The sequence below is a fragment of the Tenacibaculum sp. M341 genome, assembly GCF_004337695.1.
In the GTDB taxonomy this organism is placed as follows: Bacteria; Bacteroidota; Bacteroidia; order Flavobacteriales; family Flavobacteriaceae; genus Polaribacter.
Genome location: NZ_SJXJ01000001.1, coordinates 332,090 through 351,886, shown reverse-complemented (window position 1 = coordinate 351,886; position 19,797 = coordinate 332,090). Strand labels below are relative to the sequence as shown.

Below are 19,797 nucleotides of genomic sequence, written 5' to 3'. Positions count from 1 at the left end.
TTAAAATTTAAAATTATAAGTAATCGTTGGTATTGGATTTGAAAATATAGAACTCTTATAACCATTTACATTACCATTTACAGTTTCAAAAAATATCGAATACGGATTATTTCTACCTAAAACATTGTAAATTGATATATTCCAAAAGCTATGTGCAAACTTTTTAATTTTGTGATTTCCTTCAATATTAATCCCAATATCCAAACGATAGTAATCAGGAATTCTAAATTGATTTCTAAAACTATAGGTTAAAAACTCTACTCCATTAGAGGTATATTTTCCTGTAGGATAAGTAATCGGTCGACCTGTTTGATACGCTAAATTTGCTGAAAAACTATACCTTTCAGTTAACTTATAGTTTAAAACAGCACTAAAGTCATGAGGTTTATCATAATTTGTTGGAAAATATTTTCCATTATTTATAGTTTCTTCCTCAAATTGGCTATTAAATTGAATTAATGATCTTGAATAACTGTACCCAAGCCATCCGTTTAGTCTTCCTTCGTTTTTTCTTACTAAAAATTCTACTCCGTAAGATTTTCCATCTCCTTGTAGAACATCAGTTTCAATATTCTCATTTAGTAATAAAGTTGCCCCAGTTTTGTAATCTAATAAATTATCATAATCTTTAAAATACCCTTCTAAACTAAGTTCATACTTATTTCCTTTAATATTTTTAAAAAGACCTAAGGTAACCTGTCTTCCTATTTGAGGTTTGATATTTACATTTGACAACCTCCAAGTATCTATAGGCGTTGCTGTAGTATTATTATTTAACCTGTGAATATACTGAAATGACTTATTAAAACTACCTTTTAAAGACAAGTCTTCTGTTAATGAGTATCTACCTGATAAACGATAACTTAATCCGTGATATGCTTTAAAAATTTCATTATTACCATAACTTTTAGTTGTCAATAAATTCGAAGAATTTTTAGGTAATCCATTCTGATAAAAGTTTTGTGAAGAAGCACCTAATGCCAAAAACTGAGAAAACCTTAAACCTACATTAACATTCAATTTATCAGTAACTTTTATTTCATCAGCTAAAAAAACGGCATTTTCAAGTGCCCTTTCTTTAGCTATGGACAAAGGTGTTATATCTGAATTGGTACTACTAGGTAAAATTGTACCAGGAGATATATTGTATAATTTAGACTCTAAACCATAATCAAAATTATGAGTTTCAGAATGTAAATATTTCATTTTCAATTTCAAATTAGTTTCATTGATATTATAATCTAAATTAAAACCGTTTTGATTAGTATCATCATCAAAATCTATACTAAAGAAATACTTACTATTTGATAGAATCAGATTACCAGTATTCTTTTCATTAAATTGATGTCTCCAATTAATTGAAGCTATTGAATTACCATATTTATTTATAGAATCTGATGCTATTTGATATTTATCTAAACTATGATAACCAGTTACCTCTAAAGAGTTATTATCATTAATTTTATGGTTATACTTTGCTATAACGTCATAAAAAGAAGCACTACTGTTTTCAAAATTATCTTTATCTAAAAGATTTAATATCCAATCAGAATACGTACTTCTTACACCAAGCATTAAACCTGATTTATCTTTAATTACTGGTATTTCAACACTAAGATTACCTGTAACAGGTCCTATAGATGCTTCTCCTTTAAATTTTGTTGTATTGGGATTTTTAGAATTTATATCAAAAACAGAAGAAAGCCTACCTCCATACTCTGCTGGAGTACTACCCTTATATATTTTTACATCCTTAGTCGTAAAAGGGTTTACTGCAGAAAACAAACCTAAAAAATGTGTAGGATTATATATTATTCCATCATCTAATAAAAATAAATTCTGATCTACCTTTCCTCCTCTTACATTTACCCCTTCAGAGCCTTCACCTGTAGACTTTATTCCTGGTAAAGTAGTGGCTACCTTAAGTATATCTCTTTCCCCAAAAACCAGTGGTATATTTTTTATTTTCTCTGCTTTAATTTGTGTTACACCTGCTATTGTTTGTTTGACATTTTTATTAATGTTACCATCTATTACAATTTCATCTAATTGTTCAGATGTTTCTCTAATAAAAAAATCTAAATTTCCGTTTTCAAAAACTATAATATTCTTTGATTGCTTTTCATAATCTATAAAAGAAACTTCTAATTCATTTTTACCAAAAGGAACATTTATGCTATAAAATCCATTTTTGTTGGTAACAACATATTTCCCTGTACTTTTTTCATATACAGATACACCTTCTATAGCTTTTTTTGTGGTTATATTTTTTACATATCCTTTAACTGTATAGTTGGTCTTTTTGGTCAAACTCTCTCTACCAATCTTTATAAAGTTTTCATTTTTACCTTTTTCAAATACAACTGAAGAAACATCTTCTGTTAGAGATTCATTATCTGTTTGATATACACTTCTTTTTATAAGATAGCCTTTTGTGAGAACTACCTTATTATTTTCTAATACATGAAAATTAACATCACTGTTTTCAAACACTTTTTCAAGTATTTCACCTATATTTCTATTTTTAAAAGAGTGAGTGTTCTTTACAGTATCCATCCATTTTTTTAAATAGAAAAATTTATAATCAGTTTTCTCTTCTATAAGCTGTATAATTTGTTTTTTATTTAAGTTTCTTATTTCTAGAGAGATTTTTTCCTTTTTTGTTTGAGAAAAAACTTTGACAAAACTTATAAGAAGAAAAAAACATAGCAAAATCTTATTCATAATTAGCCTTTTTTGATGTAATTAATTTCATTAACTCTACAATAAATTTATTGTAGTTATTCTTTTGAAGGAATTTGTTTTTCTTATAAAACTGTGTAATAGTTTTCTTTTGATTTGGAAATTCTCTTTCAAAACTTTTCTTTGATTTTACCGTAAAAATTTTATCATCAAAATCAACAAGATGTTTTATTTCTTTTTTAAAAGTATAATACACATATGCTCCATCTTTATTTTCCTTTCTTTTTTTATGATATTTCTTTAAAAGTGAAAAAGTATTAGAAAAGTAAACCTGTTCTAAGAAACCATAATCATTATAATTAATAAACTTTTTACCTGCAATTTGAAATTCTGACACTAAACTTTTATCAAGTATAATAGACTCTTCTATACTCTTAGTATTTACTTTCAAAATCAATAAATCTTCACTCAACTCGTATTTTATATACTTATCATAAAAAACTTGATTGCGAAATTTAAGTTGACCTTTCTGATACCTTTCGGATATGAAATAATTATGGTTTCCTTTTTTCTTGCGATATTTTTCCTCAAAAACAACTCCGTAATTTAAGTTTACATTTTCATTACCAACTTTGTTATCAAAAGTATTGTATAATTTAGAATCTTGATTTTGAGCAAAAAACATAGGGATATTGATGAAAAACACCAATATCAATAAGATATTTCTTTTCATTTATTAACAATTTATTAATTTAATGAGTAACTTAACTGTAGCAAATAATAAGCACGTATGTTCATTAAAACTTTAATTTCAAAATAAAATTTATGTTTTAAAATAATATTGGAGTAACAATTAGCGTTAGTGAGCTGTGTAAGATTTATTCTAACAATTTGTAAAATACATAGCATACACAGAAAAATTGAAAACAGTAGTAAACAGTTTTTCATAATAATTTTTATAAGATTTATTGGCTGATACTGCTAATATATATTTTTCACACGAATTTCCAATATCCACAACAAACATTTTAACAACTTGCTATTGTTTTTAACATTTATATATTTTTTAAATCTTTTTCCAATAAATTATTTAGTAAAACCATTAATGATTACTCAACTTTAAACTCTTTTCTTGTAGAAATAGTTTTACCTTCTTGTGTTACTCCCGTTATTTCAATCTCAAAATCACCAGAAACATCTGAATTATAAAAGCTTATTGTATTTTTTTCTGATAAAATAAGATTTGGATTCCAATATAATTGAGTTCTAAAATCTGGAATTCTTTTTTTACTACCTTTTTGATAACTTTGAAAGAAATACTCTTTCTCTGGTTGTACATTTAAAACCTCAAATTCTTTTATTTGATTATTATTAAGCATGTAATCTTTTTTAAAAGTTTCTATCAATAAAACTCCTTGATAGATTGCATTTCCATAAAAGTATTTATCTATAATAATGGATATTCTTTTTATTTTTCTACTATCGTAATCGATAAAATCATTATGATTATGAACTACATGACCCTCTACAATTAATAGTGATGGTAAACTTTCTACTGAACTTATTTCATCAATATCTGATAACGGAACTATAAACCTATCTCCCTCTTATAGATTTCTAATCTTAGCCTTGTCTATTATTTCTACAAACGTTTCTTTTTCAATTTTAAAAGTATGATGAATGTATTTATCATCTTGATTTTCTTTCACAAATTTTAAATGTTTCTTCAGTAATTGAAAACCATCATTTTTAAAAACGTTTTCAACAAAACCGTATTCTTCAGTTTTTATAAAAGACCTATCCTCTATTTGAAAGCTTTTCACCAATTCTTTTTCAGGAACTATAGAAACATACCCATCTAAATTTAAAATCTTTAAAACGATAAAATCATCAACTATATCATACTTTAAAAAAACATTACAAAAAACTTCTCCTCTGTAATTTATACTTCCTTTTTTAAATTGATCTGTCACAAAAAAATTATGATTCTCTTTTATTTTTTTGATGTACTTTTCTTTATAAACAGTTCCGTAACTTAATTTTGTATTAATTTGATTTACAGTATTATCAAAAAGAGCATAAATTTTCTGATCTCTTTCATTATTTTGAGATGATACTGAGCTACTAATAAGTACTAAAAAGAATAATAAATATGCATTCATTATTTTAGATGTAAAGTTTGGTCGATTTTGTTCAAAAAGAACAATAATTTAAAATTAGTTGTTATTATTTGCTAAAACTGTTAAAAAGCTAATTTTTGCTATTTTTTATTGTAAGATTGTTAAATAATTTTGAAACCACACAAAATTGTGATGCTCTTTATCAAATCATAATTTATAAATAACGCATACCTTAATCATCATTTAAATAAATACAATATGAAAAAATTAATTGTTCTACTAATAAGCATACATTCAATAATTGGTATAGCTCAACAAAAAAATATGACAAATAATTCCGAACCAAAAGATGAAGCTATTTTTCCTGAAAAATGCTTAGGTGTATGGGAAGGTATTATGCAAATCTACGGTAATAATAAACTTCTTGATAATGTTAATGTAAAGTTTACGGTTGCAAAAACAGATATTACTGGCAAGTATGTTTGGAAAACTGAATATCTATCTCCTAAAAGAACAATTGTAAAAGATTATAAACTTATTATTAATGATTTAGAAACTGGTCGTTATGTTTTAGATGAAGAAAATGGAATAAAATTGATGACTTATAATGTAGGCGATAAATTGTATAGTTCATTTAAAGTAAAAGACACTCATTTAACTGCTTCTACAGAATTTTTAGGTGACAAACTTATTTTTGAAGTAACATCGGGTAAAGAGATTAGCAAGGAAAATGATATTGCTGGTTTTTCAGTTACCAATGTACAGCGAGTGGTACTTCGTAAAACTAAATAAATACTTTGCAACTAAAAAAAAGCAATTACAAAATATTTTGTAATTGCTTTTTAATTAGAAAATATACTTTCTATTAATTTTTACTTGGTATATTCTTTAAAATCTCTAATAAGAACTTCCAAAACTTTTGAGTAGATGAAATTTGTGCTCTTTCATCTGGTGAATGAGCTCCACGAATATTAGGTCCAAAAGAAATCATATCCATATTCGGATAATTTTGTCCTAAAATACCACACTCTAAACCAGCGTGACAAGCTGCTACATGAGGCTCAGCATTATTCATTTCAACATATAAGCTTTTTAAAACTTTTAAAATATCTGAATCTGTATTTGGTAACCAACCAGGGTAAGAACCTGAAAATTCTACATCAAAACCAGCTAATTCAAATACCGAACGTAAAGAATTTGCTAAATCCCACTTATTTGTTTCAGAAGAAGAACGAGTTAAACATCCTATTTTAATATTTCCTTCTTTTAGGATTACTCTGGCAATATTGTTAGACGTTTCTACTAAATCTTCAATATCAGGACTCATTCGGTACACACCATTTAAAGCTCCATATATAGACTTAATTAAACCTGTTTGAACACCTAATTCTACTACTTTTTCAGGTAATGCTGTTTCTTTAATTTCAATTTCTAAATTTGGCTCTAAAGAAGCAAATTCAGCTTTAATTTTTGTAATTAATTCGGCTAATTCTGAAACAAAAGATGCTTTAGAAACAGTATCAACTACTACAGAAGCAAAACTTTCTCTTGGAATAGCATTTCGTAAACTTCCACCATTGATTTCAGCTATACGCACTCCATAATTAGTAAAACCGTCAAACAACAAACGATTCATTATTTTATTAGCATTACCTAAACCTTTATGAATATCCATTCCTGAATGCCCACCATTTAATCCAGTAACAGCAATTTCAAAAGCTGTTGTATTTTCTGGAGTTTCTTCTTCTTTATAGGTTCTTGTAGCTGTAATATCTACACCTCCTGCACAACCAATACCAATTTCATCATCTTCTTCTGTATCTAAATTCAATAAAATTTCACCAGTAAGTAAACCACCTTCTAATCCCATTGCTCCAGTCATACCAGTTTCTTCATCTATCGTGAATAAAGCTTCAATTGCAGGATGTGCAATATCTGTAGAAGATAAAATAGCCATAATTGATGCTACTCCTAATCCATTATCAGCTCCTAATGTAGTTCCTTCAGCCTTTACCCAATCACCATCAACAAACATTTTTATACCTTCTGTATCAAAATCAAAAACAGTATCAGCATTTTTTTGATGTACCATATCTAAATGACTTTGCATTACAATGGTTTTTCTATCTTCCATTCCAGAAGTTGCAGGCTTTGCTATAATTACATTACCAACTTTATCAACTTTTGTTTCTAAATTTAATTTTTTACCAAAATCAACCATAAATTGAATAACACGCTCTTCCTTTTTTGACGGACGAGGAACTGCATTCAAATCAGCAAAGTGATTCCAAACACTTTTTGGTTCTAAATTTCTTATTTCTGAGCTCATATTTGATTTGCTTTAATTGATGATTCAAAGGTACGTTTTTAGGATGTAAAACGATTATATTTCGCTAAGCAACCTAAGAAAAACTTACTGGTTTAAATAAAATAGGTAAAAGTCCAAGCAAAATAACTGTCTCTTCCAGTTATATCTATTACAGGAGAAAAAACTGGTGAATTTCTGTATGGATCTGTTATACCATAATAATATCTTAAGCTTGTCATAAAACGTTCATTATATTGAAAATTTAGACCGAAAGCTACAAACATATTAAAAGAAATTTTACCATCACTTCTTGTATCAAACTCTAAATCATAAGGTTCAACATATAAAGGATCTAGAACATAATCAAATTCAGATTCATTAACTAGGTTGTAATTGTAAAGTAAATCAAATGAAGGTCCAATATTTACCCCTAGTTTGTAATCGTCTTTTATCAAATACGAATAGTTTAATAAAATAGGAATACTTATATTCTGAAGGTTAAATTTTATGTCTCTAGGCTCAGCAAGCTGATTCTCTCTTCCTACAAATTTCACAAAATGCTTGTTATAATTAATTTCAAAAAATAATTCGAAACGTTCACTTAATTCCGCAGTTCCAAGAACTCCTACTGTAAAACCTGTTGACGATTTAGAAAACAAATAACTCGCATCAGTAATATAATTTGTTGCTCCAATAGTAACTCCAAATCTTCCATCAAATAAAGGATCGCTATCGTTTCTAAAAAAATTATTTTGACTAAATAAAGTTGAATATATTGATAAACAAATTAAGACTGTAAAATTACGCATATTCCTTTCTTATAAATTTTAGCAAATATATATATTTGCTAAAATTTATTTTATGAAAAAACTAATTATTGTTTTTGCCTTATTTACTCTGTTTGGTTGTGAAATTGAAAACATTGATTTCATTACTCCAATAGTATTAACAGATGAACCTAGCAGTGTTTTAACAAATTCTGCTGTTTTAGGTGGTGAAGTAGTAGCTGAAGGTGGTAAAGATGTAATTGAATATGGTGTTGTTTGGAGTGAAAATTCCTCACCTACTATTAATGATAATAAATCTGTTGAAGGAGAGCGTTTAGGAAGTTTTTCTAATCTCTATTCAAATTTAAAGTCTAATACTAAATACTTTTACAGCGCATACGCAATCAGTGAAATTGGTGTTGGTTATGGTAAGGTATATGAATTCACTACTTCATCTGAACCTTCTTGTGATCCGGCTATTGATAATAGAATTGATACTGGTGTTAATCAAATCAATATAGATATGGTTAAAAATCAAGATCCTACTGGATTTAATGATGGAAATATTGAATTTGAAGCTAGTAGTGGCTTTTCAACCGCTAGATTTTTTCTCCAATTTAACGAAATAAATAAATCGCTTCCATTAACAGGTGAATATAAAACAGTTGATTTATTTGATAATCAATCAACTCGATCTAATGGTGAAGTAAAACTAAAAATCACTGATTTTGGTTTAGGCTCGTTAGGTGGAGGGAGTGCTCCTATTGGGGAAACAGTTTATGTTGAAAATAAAGATGGTAAAATTACTTTTATTTTTTGCGGAGTCAATGTAGGAGATGTTTACAATCTATCTGGTAAATTTACATATGAATAAATAGTTCTAAATGGAATTTTCTTCTAAATTACTAGAAAACGCGGTAAATGAAGTGAGCAGATTACCTGGTATTGGTAAGCGTACGGCACTGCGTTTAGTATTACACTTATTAAAACAACCCAAAGAGCATACAAAATACTTAGCTGAGGCATTAAGCACTTTAAGAAATGATGTAAAGCTATGTAAGAAATGTCATAATATATCTGACACTATTTTATGTGACATTTGTAGTAACCCTAACAGAAATCAAGAAATTGTATGTGTTGTTGAAGACATTAGAGATGTAATGGCTATAGAAAATACGGGACAATTTAGAGGTTTATACCATGTTTTAGGAGGTAAAATTTCTCCTATTGAAGGAATTGGACCTCAAAACTTAAAAATTGAATCTTTAATTGAAAAAGTTAAAAACGGGGAAGTTAAAGAGTTAATTTTCGCACTGAGTTCTACCATGGAAGGTGATACCACAAATTTTTACATATACAAACAAATTGAAAGTTACAATATAAAAACATCTACAATAGCCAGAGGAATTTCTGTTGGTGATGAATTAGAGTACGCCGATGAAATTACTTTAGGAAGAAGTATTGTAAATAGAATTCCGTTTAGTCAATCTCTAAAAGGATAAATTTATATTACAAAGAAAAAGGTACACGTTACAAAGTATCGTACACCTTTTTAACAGTTTGACTTTCTTAATTTAAATTATGAACACAAATTCAAGAATTAGTATATAAACTATATCAAACTGTTATTAAATTCTAACCAAGATAGATTGTTTATTAATCTTATCTTAAAGATAATCAATTTATTATGTAACCACAAAAGGATTATCACTTTTTAACACTTTAAAAACTTAATTTACAAACACATACAACATACATCAATCATAAAAAGAAAAACGCGTGTAATATCTAATATTACACGCGTTTCTATTAACAGTTTTTTCTCTTAGTGTCTTAAAGCATAACTTGCGCCTTTACCAAACTCTGTTAAGAATAATAATGATGTTTTCATCAGTCTGTTAACTCCCTTAAGTAATAATTTAACCATGTTAAAAAATTTAATAATCCCTGATCAAATTTACATTATTAACATATGTTAACAATACAAGTATCGATGTATGGCAGAAATAAATCGTTGAAAATAAGTAAACAAGCGTTAAACAGAATTTAAAAAACTAACAATCAAAACATTAACAAAAAGAAAAACGCACATAATACATTGTATCATATGCGTTTCTATTAACAGTTAATTATTCTTAATCTATCGAAACTTTAAAAGTTTCTAACCAAACCCTGTTAAGAATAAAATGATGATTTCATCAACCTGTTAACTCCCTTAAGTAATATTTAACCATATTAAATATTTTATCCCGAGTCAAAGTTACACACATTGATCTATGTTAAGCATTGAGTTTCGACACTTAACATATGTTAATCGTTGAAAAGCTTTATTTAACAGTTAAAAAACTAAATAACACACACTTACAAACTCCTACTTTTAATAAAATCAGTTATTAAATAACTAATAAACTTACCTACTTGAGCAGAAGTTGTTGAATTTTCTACAATTATTGGCGCACCTTCACAAATGTGTAAATATGCTGCATTTTTATTCTTTCCTAATTGATATACAAAATAACGTGCTTGTTGAGGCGTAAAACCACTTGGAGTCATAGCACTACTCGGAAAGTTTTGTATGCAATCTAAATCTATCTCAATTCCAAAAGAATTCTCTGCTATAAAATTTGTAGCTCTTTCTAACTCTCTATCAAAAGAAGTTGTTTTAAACACTTCCATTTCCTCAAAAAAGTTATATTCAAGATTAAAATCGTTATGAATTTGTTCAAAAATATATTGAGGTGTGTAATTTTGATGCAAACCAAACATAAAATAACGATGTAAGAAATTGTGTTGCAAAGCATATGAAAAACCATTTCCACTATGACGTTCTTCTAACAATCGTAAATCTGTATGCGCATCTAAATTAATTACATTTATCTTTTCATTTTTAGCTAAAGAAGTTCCTTTAATATTTCCATAGGCATTGTTGTGTCCTCCACCAATTACAATAGGTATTTTATTTGCACTAACAATTACCTCAATCCATTTAGACAATTCATCATCTACTTTTTTAACTAACTCATCACCTTCTGCCCTATTTGCTGCATTAAAATTCACAACATCATCTAAAAAATCTAAATACCCCAAAACCAATACATCTTCTCCTCTATTAAACTGATTCTGCTGAGTATTTAAAAATGCTTTCAGAGCAGGAATAAAAGCTGTATGAGCACCTCCATTTCCGTAATTCATTCGTACACCAATGTCTTCTAGCACACCAATAATTACAAATTTAGCTTTAGAACTTTGTAACTCTTCAATTACATTTTTTGATTTGGTTATCGTTTGTACACATTCTCCTAACTTTATTTCTCCACTTCTTACATTTATCAATTCTCTTACATTCTCCTCAGAAAAAACTTGTAACACCATATTCTCTTTATTTTTCAGTACTAAACCTTTTCTCCGTTTAAATACACAACATCAATTAAATTAGAACCAAAACTATATGGTAAAAATCCGTATGAAGGAATTTCTTTTGTTATAAAAAAGTTTGCTTTTTTACCTTTAGTAATTGATCCTACTTCATCTTCTAAATTCATTGCATATGCACCATTAATAGTTGCTGCATTTATGGCTTCTTCAGGTGTCATTTTCATTTTTATGCATGCAGTTGCTACCACAAAATTCATATTTCCTGAAGGTGTTGATCCTGGATTATAATCTGTAGCTAAAGCCAATGGTAAACCTGCATCCATTATTTTTCTGGCTGGCGTATAAGGAATACTTAAAAAATAAGAACACGAAGGCAGTGCTACTGGCATTGTTTCACTGTTTTTAAGCGCTTCAATATCATTCATAGTCATAACTTCTAAATGATCTACAGATAATGCATTATTTTGAACACTTGCTTGTAAACCTCCTATGGAAGTAAATTGATTTACATGAATTTTAGGTATCAATCCGTGTGCAATACCTGCTTTCATTATTCGTTCTGTTTGTTTTACAGAAAAATATCCTGTTTCACAGAATACATCAATAAAATCGGCTAATTTATCAGCAGCAACCTTCGGAAGCATTTCTTCAATAACTAAATCTACATAAGCTTCTTTGTTATCAGTATATTCTTTCGGAAAAGCATGTGCACCTAAAAAAGTAGCTTTTATAGGAATAGCATACTTCTGTTGTAACTTTTTTATTACTCTAAGTATTTTTAGCTCTGCTTCAACTGTTAGTCCGTATCCTGATTTAATTTCTACTGCACCAGTCCCCTGTTGAATAACTTCTTCTAATCTTTTTGCTGATTGATTATACAAATCTTCTTCTGAGCATTCTTGTAATTTTTTTGCAGAATTTAAAATGCCTCCTCCTCTATTGGCTATTTCTTCATAAGTTAATCCGTTAATTCTATCAACAAACTCTTGCTCTCTATTTCCAGCGTACACAATATGTGTATGACTATCGCACCAAGAAGGTAAAATCATCTTACCTTCACAATCAATTATAGTAGCTTCATTAATAGCAGGCATTCCATCCATACTACCATAATCTGTAATAATATCATTTTCAACAACAAGAAAAGCATCTTTTATAGTAGGTAATTCGTTCATTTCTTTACCTGAAACTTTACTTACGCTTTTATCTCTTACTTGTATTAGTTCTTTTATATTTTTAAAAATAGTTGTCATAAACAAAAATATCTTTTATTCTAAAGTGTAATAAAAAGGAAAACTCCATTTAACATCTAGTCCTTTTTCAATAGTCAAATTCTTTTTTCCTCTTGATAGTTTTTTTAAATCTAAATACCCAATCAATCCAAATTGCTCTGTTCTTGAGTGTGTGTATCTTAAAAAGTCAATATGTTGCTCTTTTTCATCAATTTTTACTGTAATATATTCTTTGTAACATTTTAATAATAAAGCATCTTCTTCTTCATGTGTTAATCCTTCTTTATCATGATCACAAATTTCTTTTCGTTGTTTTTTCTCATGAATAAACATTGGAATAAAAACCTTTATCACATCTTTTTTAATAATATCAGAAGGTATCTCTGGTGTTAGTAAGAAATTGTTTTTATCATTATTAACCTCGTAATAACTGGCTTCTAATTTCGTTTTATCAAAATAATTATCATACCTAATTAAATAAGGTATATTGGTTTCCTTCATTTGATAAATAGCAATAATACTTCCTGATAATAAAAACAGTAGCATTAAATAAGAAAGTCTCTTTTTCTTCTTAAAGTTAGATCCAAATATCATGGTTACCTGTAAAATAGTTTTATACAACGGTCCATACATAATCATTGAAACTAAACGTACTACCTTAAATAATCGTACTTGAATTTTGTCATTCGTTTTGTTCTTTTTTGTGTTGGCAAAAATGGAATATCCAATCTGTAGTACCAATAAAATGATTAAAATAATAATTGGAATTAAAACAATTGTTGAAGGTATAAAAAGCGATAGTAAATTATAAATTATGATATAAAAACTAGCTACAACAGATAAATACATGTATATCAATAGAGCGGTAAATGCTGCGGAAAAAATAACACTACATAATTCATCTACATTATCAATGGTATCTTTTAATTTCGGTAAAATTGTTAAAAATTTTTCTGTATAGGTTTTTGAATACATACTGTCATCCAAACTATAATCAGAAAATACCGAGTTTAACCCTACTAATCCTATCCAATAGGCTCTTAAAAAGAAATGAATTACAAACATAGAAGCCATAACACTTATAGCAAATAGTCCTAAAAAAACAATACCATAGGCTATTAAATATTGACTTGGATACAAAATACTAATAAAAATATTCGTCATCCATTCAACCATGCCAAATAACTTAAAAGTACCGAAGATTGCAATTGCAGATACTAGTAGTTCAGCTTCCCAACTTTCATCTTTTAATCGTTGTAACCATGCTCTTTTAGATGATTCTCTATTATCTTGTTGATCCATATTTGGTTATTTTCGACTAAAATAGAATATTTATTATAAAATTAGTTACCAGTTCTTGATAGACTAAACTTATATTAAAAATACAATATTAGGTAGTTGAAGTTTTCTTTTAGCTACAGAGTTAGAGACTGAAGGTTTCAGTATATTAAAATACTTCTTAATTCTTAGTACTTCATACTAAAAACTCTTCCAGCTTCTAACGCTTAGCTTTCTCTACCAACTCTAACTTATCTAAAGTAGCTTTTGTAGTAAACAAACCATAATTTATAAATACACTCTTCTTTTCTACTTTATCAATAGTACCAACAGAGTTTCCGTCAATCAAACGAACTCTATCTCCTACTTTAAAAACATAACTAGCTCTTTCTTCTGCTATTTTCTTAGCTTCTACCTTTTTCTCTTGTCTAACTTTAACTACTTTTTTAAGTACTTCTTGCTCTACTTTTTTAATAGCTTCTTTTTGTTCATCAGCTATTTTTTTGTCTTTGGCTTTTTCTGTTTTTGTTTTCTTTTTAGGTGGGTTTTTCTTTGTGAATTTGGTTTTTTCAGCAGCTACCCATTTAAAAAAGTTTGCTGATAATTCTTTTTTATTATTGGTTTGAAAGTATTTGTTTAATAACTCATTAAGCTTACGACCAAGACCAAGCATACGTTGATTGTTATCGTATAACTCTTGAAAACCTTCTAACTTTTCTCGTATTTTTTGTTCTTTTTCTTGTAAGCTTTCTATATGCTCTTGTCCTTTAGATTGTTGCTTTTCTAAAGAATCTGAGGTTTTTTGCAACCTGTTACGTTCTTTCTGTAATTTAGATATTGTTTTATCTAAACGTACTTTTTCACTTTCTACTCGCTTTTTAGCTCTGTTAATTAAACTGTAAGGAATACCGTTTTTCTGAGCCACTTCAAAGGTAAATGAGCTACCTGCCTGACCTATAAACAACTTATATTTAGGTTCTAACGTACGCTCGTCAAATTGCATATTGGCATTCGTAACATTTTCTAACTCATTTGCCAATACTTTTAAGTTAGCATAATGCGTTGTAATAATTCCGAACGATTTTTTTTGATAAAATTCTTCTAAGAAAATTTCAGCTAAAGCCCCTCCTAATTCAGGATCTGACCCCGTACCAAATTCATCAATTAAAAACAACGTATTTGCATCACATTTACGTAAAAAGTAACGCATATTTTTTAAGCGATAACTATAAGTACTTAATTGATTTTCTATAGATTGATTATCACCAATATCTGTTAAAATGGTTCCGAATAACGAAGTTTCACTACGCTCATGTACTGGAATTAACAATCCACTCTGTAGCATTACTTGTAATAAACCTATTGTTTTTAAAGTGATACTTTTACCTCCTGCATTAGGACCAGAAATAACAATAATCTGTTGTTTCTCGTTTAATTCAATTGTTTGAGGTATGGTGGTAATGTCTTTATCTTCATTCTTCTTCCAAAGAATTGGATGATAAGCATCTCTTAAATAGATTTTTTGCTCGTTAGAAATTTTAGGTAAAATAGCATTAATTGATACTGCGTATTTTGCCTTTGCTCCTACTAAATCTAGGTGCGTTAAAAACTCTAAATACTCTTTTAATAATGGAACTAACGGACGAATTTCTTCTGCTAAAGCTCTTAAAATTCTAATAATCTCCTGTTTCTCCTCGTATAATAGGTTCTGTAACTCTCTACTGTAACTTAGTGTTGCTTGTGGTGCAATGTATACAATGTTTCCAGATTTAGAGGTTCCCATAAGGCTACCTTGTACCTTTTTTCTGTGCATTGCTAATACAGCTAAAACACGTTGATTATCTATAATAGATTCTTTAATATCATCTAAATAACCATTAGCTATGTTTTTGCTTAATGCTCTAGAAAAGCTTTCTCCTATTTTTCCTCTAACTTGATTTATTCCTCTACGGATTTGTTTTAAAGCTGAAGATGCATTATCAGCTATTTCTCCATAAGGTGTTACTATTTTTAAAATAGCATCAGAAACAAAGGTGGTATACTCTACTTCTTCACTTAAATCAAATAAGGTTGGATAATATTCTTTAAATTTCTTTAGAAACTTTTTTAACTCATTTACTGTTTGTGTAACCGTTGCAATTTTTAACAAAGCATCTGCTTCTAAATAACTGTTTTCTATTGCTAAACGCTTTACAAAATCAGTAATGTTATCAAAACCATGATTTGGTATTCTATTTTCATTTTCAAAAGAAGCAACGTATTCATTCACCAAATTTAGCTCAAAAAACAACGCTTCTTTGTTGTAAATAGGTCTTGTATTTAAAATTTCCTTTCTACCTAACTGTGAAATACACGACAAAGCAACCTGTTCTAAAACGGCTGTAAATTCTAAGTCTTGTAATGTTTTTTCTGAAATATTCTGTTTCAATTTCTTATTTTTGAAAGCTACAAAAATATAAATAATGCAAGTAAATATCGCTGAAAGTTGGAAACATATTTTACAACCTGAGTTTGAAAAAGATTATTTTAAATCTTTAACTCAATTTGTTAAGGAAGAATATAGTTCGCATACATGTTATCCTAAAGGGAATGATATTTTTGCTGCATTTGATTTTTGCGCCTTTAATGATGTAAAAGTTGTCATTATTGGGCAAGATCCTTATCATGGAGTTGGTCAGGCAAATGGTTTGTGCTTTTCTGTACACGATACTATTGCACACCCTCCTTCTTTAATTAATATTTTTAAAGAGTTAGAACAAGATTTGAATATTCCGTATCCTACATCGGGCGATTTATCTAGATGGGCTAAACAAGGTGTGTTACTATTAAATGCCACTTTAACAGTTAGAGCCCACGAAGCTGGAAGTCATCAAAAAAAGGGATGGGAAAAGTTTACTGATGCCGTAATTAGTAAAATATCTTCTGAAAGAGAAAATGTTGTTTTCTTACTTTGGGGTGGTTACGCCAAGAAAAAGGGTGCTAAAATTGATACTAAAAAACATCATGTATTACAATCTGGTCATCCTTCACCTTTAAGTGCCAACAGAGGTTACTGGTTTGGTAACAAACATTTTTCTAAAACTAACGAGTTTTTACAAAATCAAGGATTAGATACTATAACTTGGTAATTGTTGATGGTTTGAGGTTAATGTTATTATTTTTTAAATAATTGATTGTTACTAAAACATTACTGTTTTAAGTTTTTGTCACTCCTACAGTTGCCATTACATTACTGTTTTAAGCTTTTGTCACTCCAACAATTGCCATTACATTACTGTTTCAAGCTTTTGTCACTCCAACAATCGCCATTACATTACTGTTTCAAGCTTTTGTCACTCCAACAATTGCCATTACATTACTGTTTCAAGCTTTTGTCACTCTAACAATCGCCATTACATTACTGTTTTGAGCTTTTGTCACTCCAACAATTGCCATTACATTACTGTTTCAAGCTTTTGTCACTCCAACAATTGCCATTACATTACTGTTTCAAGCTTTTGTCACTCCAACAATTGCCATTACATTACTGTTTTGAGCTTTTACAGAAATAAGTTAAAAGTCTACATATATAGCTTCATCTAACTCATATCTCAAATAACACTTATATATTCTTGTAAAAGAAAATACTTTTATCCAAAAAACAAATAATGAATAAAATAAACCCAATGACACTTATTGGTCTTGTAATAAATGCCTTTATCTTAATTTTTACAGGAACTTCAGAAAGATATCAAATACTATTTATACCAACCTTAATTGCTTTTTTATTGTGCATTATTGGAGCAATACTAGTCGCTAAAAATCAATTAAAAGCGGGTAAAATCACTTTTATTATTGGCAGTATTTTATTTATTCCCTTAGGAATAGTTGGTATTATGGGAATTCAAAAAACAATTAGTGAAATAGCAGAAAAACAATTTAACGAAGAAAATTATGGAAACAGCAATTAAAGAAATTGGATTAAGTTGGAAAGGGAGAAACAAATCATTTATGGTGGGTGGAATAATGATTTTAGGATCTATTATTTTATCTGCTAGTTTTAATAGAATTGTTTTAATGCCTTTGGTATTCGGAATTGTATCTATTGTAATAGGATCTTTAACTGCAGGCACTAAAATATTTAAATTTTACCCAAAACATTTTGTTTTTCAACCTAGTGCAGTACACAAAAGATTAATTTTAAATGATGATTTGGTAAGTTTTGAAGTTGAAAACCGTAAAATTACCATTCATTATAATGATGCTGGTTCAAATAAGAAAATCAAAATTTTAAAAGAAGTAATAACTCAAGAAGATGTTGATGTTTTAAGAAACACATTAAACGAAATAATCGTTAATAGAGTTGGTGAATAATTGTATCGTCTAATTAATCTAACATTTAAAAATCAACACATAATGAATCTGATCAATTTCAAATCAGCATTAGTAATACTAATACTTTCACTTGGTATTTCTTGTTCATTACACAGTCAAAAAAAGACTCATGATGTATGGGAACACACTGAAATAGGAAGCATTACTATTTATTTTTCTTTGGAAGAGGCTTTAAAGACTCCTGAAAAAATTAGAGGACTACAATTAAGAGACCTCGGACTAAATGAACTTCCGAAGGAAATAAGCAAATTGAAAAATCTTGAATACTTAAGAGTTCATCATAATAACTTAACAACAATACCCGATTTTATTATTTCATTACCTAAATTGAGAGTATTAGAGATTGGAGGAAACAGACTTGGTAATGTAACTGAAAAAATTGGCAAAATGACAAATCTTGAGCATTTAGGACTTAAAGCAAATGGTTTAACTAAAATTCCTGAAAATATCGGTAAACTAACGAAACTAAAAACACTAAATCTTGACTTTAATTACTTAACTTCTCTACCTGAATCTATCAAAAATCTCATCAATTTAGAAGATCTTTCATTGATGAGAAATGATAGTTTTACAAGAGCTGAACTTGAAAAAGTAAAAAAATTATTGCCTAAACAATGCTTTGTAAGATAAAAACAACAGATGCTATACTACCGTTATTTCTGGTAGTAAAGTATCATTGTAATACGGTAATGTAATGGCATCTAAAATATCTTCAGTAACATCAGGATAATTCACCTTTACTATTTCTGATGATTTTAACCACTTCTCTATTTTGGGTAATCTTTTCTTGTTTAGTTTTTTTAACACCGGAACTCCCATTTCCCTCAAAGACAAAGCATTGCATTGTTGCTCGTACTGGTTTTTCATAGGAATTACCATCAACTTCTTTTTTAAATACAAAGCTTCAGCCGGCGTTTCAAAACCAGCTCCGCATAACACACCACTAGAAGAGGCAATACTCTTAATAAATTCTTTTCCGTTAATAGGATGAATTGTGATGTTATTGTGTAACTGAAATTGATTGGTATGTTTTGAAAAAACTTGCCATTTTACGGTTTTAAACTTTGATAAAATTTTGATTAACTTTTTATCTCCATAAGCTGGTAAATACACTGTATAATGCCCTTTATTGGTTATGTTTTTATAGCGTATTTCTTTTCTTATAATTGGTAAAAACGTAGCTGAAGAATATGTTTTAAAATGGAATCCGAACTTATTTCTAGCAGGAGCATAATATTTCAAAATAAGTCTTTCCAGTTTAAATCTTCCGTATTTAGGTGCATTATCATCTGACACTGCATTCTGATGACTTAATGATATTATGGGAACGTTTCTTAATTTACATGCCCAAGCAGATACTGGCTCAAAATCATTAATTATTAAATCGTAATCTCTTACTGGCAACGATTTGATCTCTTTCCATAAAACCTTTGATTTTACTTTTTTTAATGTTTCTACGATATCTACTCCACCTCTTTTTCCGAAGATAAAACTTAAACCATATAATTTATATTTTATTTCAAAAGGTAACTCTAATTCGCATTGATAACCACTTATTAACACATCTACATCTGCCCTTTTTTGTAAAAATGGTATAATTTCTAAAGCTCTACTTGCATGACCGTTTCCTGTTCCTTGAAAAGCGTATAAAATCCTCATAT

18 protein-coding genes are annotated in these 19,797 nt (G+C 28.5%); 7 read left to right on the top strand and 11 right to left on the bottom strand.

The window, feature by feature from the left end; all coding sequences use genetic code 11:
• The 4 genes from EYW44_RS01460 to EYW44_RS01445 form a co-directional block, all read right to left on the bottom strand.
• The gene (locus EYW44_RS01460; RefSeq protein ID WP_132721667.1) at window positions 1-2,724 is read right to left on the bottom strand and encodes a TonB-dependent receptor; all 2,724 of its coding nucleotides are present in this window, start codon (window positions 2,722-2,724) and stop codon (window positions 1-3) included.
• Window positions 2,717-3,415: a hypothetical protein gene (locus EYW44_RS01455; RefSeq protein ID WP_132721665.1), complete on the bottom strand. Its 699-nt coding sequence runs from the start codon at window positions 3,413-3,415 to the stop codon at window positions 2,717-2,719. Before EYW44_RS01455 ends, EYW44_RS01460 begins: the two co-directional genes overlap by 8 nt.
• A 376-nt stretch (window positions 3,416-3,791) precedes the next feature.
• Window positions 3,792-4,061 (bottom strand): hypothetical protein, encoded by a 270-nt coding sequence (locus EYW44_RS01450; RefSeq protein WP_132721663.1) that lies wholly within the window; start codon window positions 4,059-4,061, stop codon window positions 3,792-3,794.
• Window positions 4,062-4,289: 228 nt separating this feature from the next.
• Window positions 4,290-4,844 (bottom strand): hypothetical protein, encoded by a 555-nt coding sequence (locus EYW44_RS01445; protein WP_132721661.1) that lies wholly within the window; start codon window positions 4,842-4,844, stop codon window positions 4,290-4,292.
• Window positions 4,845-5,060: 216 nt separating this feature from the next.
• Here EYW44_RS01445 and EYW44_RS01440 point away from each other — a divergent pair, with 216 nt between their 5' ends.
• Window positions 5,061-5,594 (top strand): hypothetical protein, encoded by a 534-nt coding sequence (locus tag EYW44_RS01440; RefSeq protein ID WP_132721659.1) that lies wholly within the window; start codon window positions 5,061-5,063, stop codon window positions 5,592-5,594.
• 73 nt (window positions 5,595-5,667) lie between these two features.
• On the opposite strand, the gene EYW44_RS01435 is transcribed toward EYW44_RS01440, so the two are convergent.
• Both EYW44_RS01435 and EYW44_RS01430 read right to left on the bottom strand, forming a co-directional pair.
• A complete protein-coding gene (locus tag EYW44_RS01435; protein WP_132721657.1) occupies window positions 5,668-7,131 on the bottom strand; it encodes an aminoacyl-histidine dipeptidase in 1,464 nt (487 codons plus the stop codon).
• 92 nt (window positions 7,132-7,223) lie between these two features.
• Window positions 7,224-7,919, bottom strand: a complete 696-nt coding sequence (locus tag EYW44_RS01430; protein WP_132721655.1) for an outer membrane beta-barrel protein — start codon at window positions 7,917-7,919, stop codon at window positions 7,224-7,226.
• 52 nt (window positions 7,920-7,971) lie between these two features.
• Here EYW44_RS01430 and EYW44_RS01425 point away from each other — a divergent pair, with 52 nt between their 5' ends.
• Together EYW44_RS01425 and recR are read left to right on the top strand one after the other, a co-directional pair.
• On the top strand, window positions 7,972-8,751 hold the full coding sequence (locus EYW44_RS01425; protein WP_132721653.1) for a hypothetical protein: 780 nt from the start codon (window positions 7,972-7,974) through the stop codon (window positions 8,749-8,751).
• A gap of 10 nt (window positions 8,752-8,761) precedes the next feature.
• Complete coding sequence (gene recR / locus EYW44_RS01420) at window positions 8,762-9,379, top strand: recombination mediator RecR (protein ID WP_132721651.1); 618 nt, start codon at window positions 8,762-8,764, stop codon at window positions 9,377-9,379.
• Window positions 9,380-10,238: 859 nt separating this feature from the next.
• Here the strand turns inward: recR and EYW44_RS01415 are convergent.
• The 4 genes from EYW44_RS01415 to EYW44_RS01400 all read right to left on the bottom strand — a co-directional run bounded on the left by EYW44_RS01415 (window position 10,239) and on the right by EYW44_RS01400 (window position 16,190).
• Window positions 10,239-11,249, bottom strand: a complete 1,011-nt coding sequence (locus EYW44_RS01415) for a formimidoylglutamase (protein WP_243643587.1) — start codon at window positions 11,247-11,249, stop codon at window positions 10,239-10,241.
• Between the two features lie 20 nt (window positions 11,250-11,269).
• Entirely contained in the window at window positions 11,270-12,505 is a 1,236-nt protein-coding gene (hutI, locus tag EYW44_RS01410) for an imidazolonepropionase (protein ID WP_132721649.1), read from the bottom strand.
• A 15-nt stretch (window positions 12,506-12,520) separates the two neighbouring features.
• A complete protein-coding gene (locus tag EYW44_RS01405; RefSeq protein ID WP_132721647.1) occupies window positions 12,521-13,786 on the bottom strand; it encodes a hypothetical protein in 1,266 nt (421 codons plus the stop codon).
• Between the two features lie 196 nt (window positions 13,787-13,982).
• Complete coding sequence (locus EYW44_RS01400) at window positions 13,983-16,190, bottom strand: endonuclease MutS2 (protein WP_132721645.1); 2,208 nt, start codon at window positions 16,188-16,190, stop codon at window positions 13,983-13,985.
• A gap of 34 nt (window positions 16,191-16,224) precedes the next feature.
• Here EYW44_RS01400 and EYW44_RS01395 point away from each other — a divergent pair, with 34 nt between their 5' ends.
• The 4 genes from EYW44_RS01395 to EYW44_RS01380 all read left to right on the top strand — a co-directional run bounded on the left by EYW44_RS01395 (window position 16,225) and on the right by EYW44_RS01380 (window position 18,766).
• Complete coding sequence (locus EYW44_RS01395; protein WP_132721643.1) at window positions 16,225-16,890, top strand: uracil-DNA glycosylase; 666 nt, start codon at window positions 16,225-16,227, stop codon at window positions 16,888-16,890.
• Window positions 16,891-17,409: 519 nt separating this feature from the next.
• A complete protein-coding gene (locus EYW44_RS01390; protein ID WP_132721641.1) occupies window positions 17,410-17,712 on the top strand; it encodes a hypothetical protein in 303 nt (100 codons plus the stop codon).
• Window positions 17,696-18,115 carry a hypothetical protein gene (locus tag EYW44_RS01385; protein ID WP_132721639.1) on the top strand — a complete coding sequence of 140 codons (420 nt, stop codon included), beginning with the start codon at window positions 17,696-17,698 and terminating at the stop codon, window positions 18,113-18,115. Before EYW44_RS01390 ends, EYW44_RS01385 begins: the two co-directional genes overlap by 17 nt.
• A 42-nt stretch (window positions 18,116-18,157) precedes the next feature.
• Complete coding sequence (locus EYW44_RS01380) at window positions 18,158-18,766, top strand: leucine-rich repeat domain-containing protein (RefSeq protein WP_132721637.1); 609 nt, start codon at window positions 18,158-18,160, stop codon at window positions 18,764-18,766.
• Between the two features lie 12 nt (window positions 18,767-18,778).
• Here the strand turns inward: EYW44_RS01380 and EYW44_RS01375 are convergent, their stop codons facing one another.
• Window positions 18,779-19,795 (bottom strand): glycosyltransferase family protein, encoded by a 1,017-nt coding sequence (locus EYW44_RS01375; RefSeq protein ID WP_132721635.1) that lies wholly within the window; start codon window positions 19,793-19,795, stop codon window positions 18,779-18,781.
• Window positions 19,796-19,797: the final 2 nt, after the last annotated feature.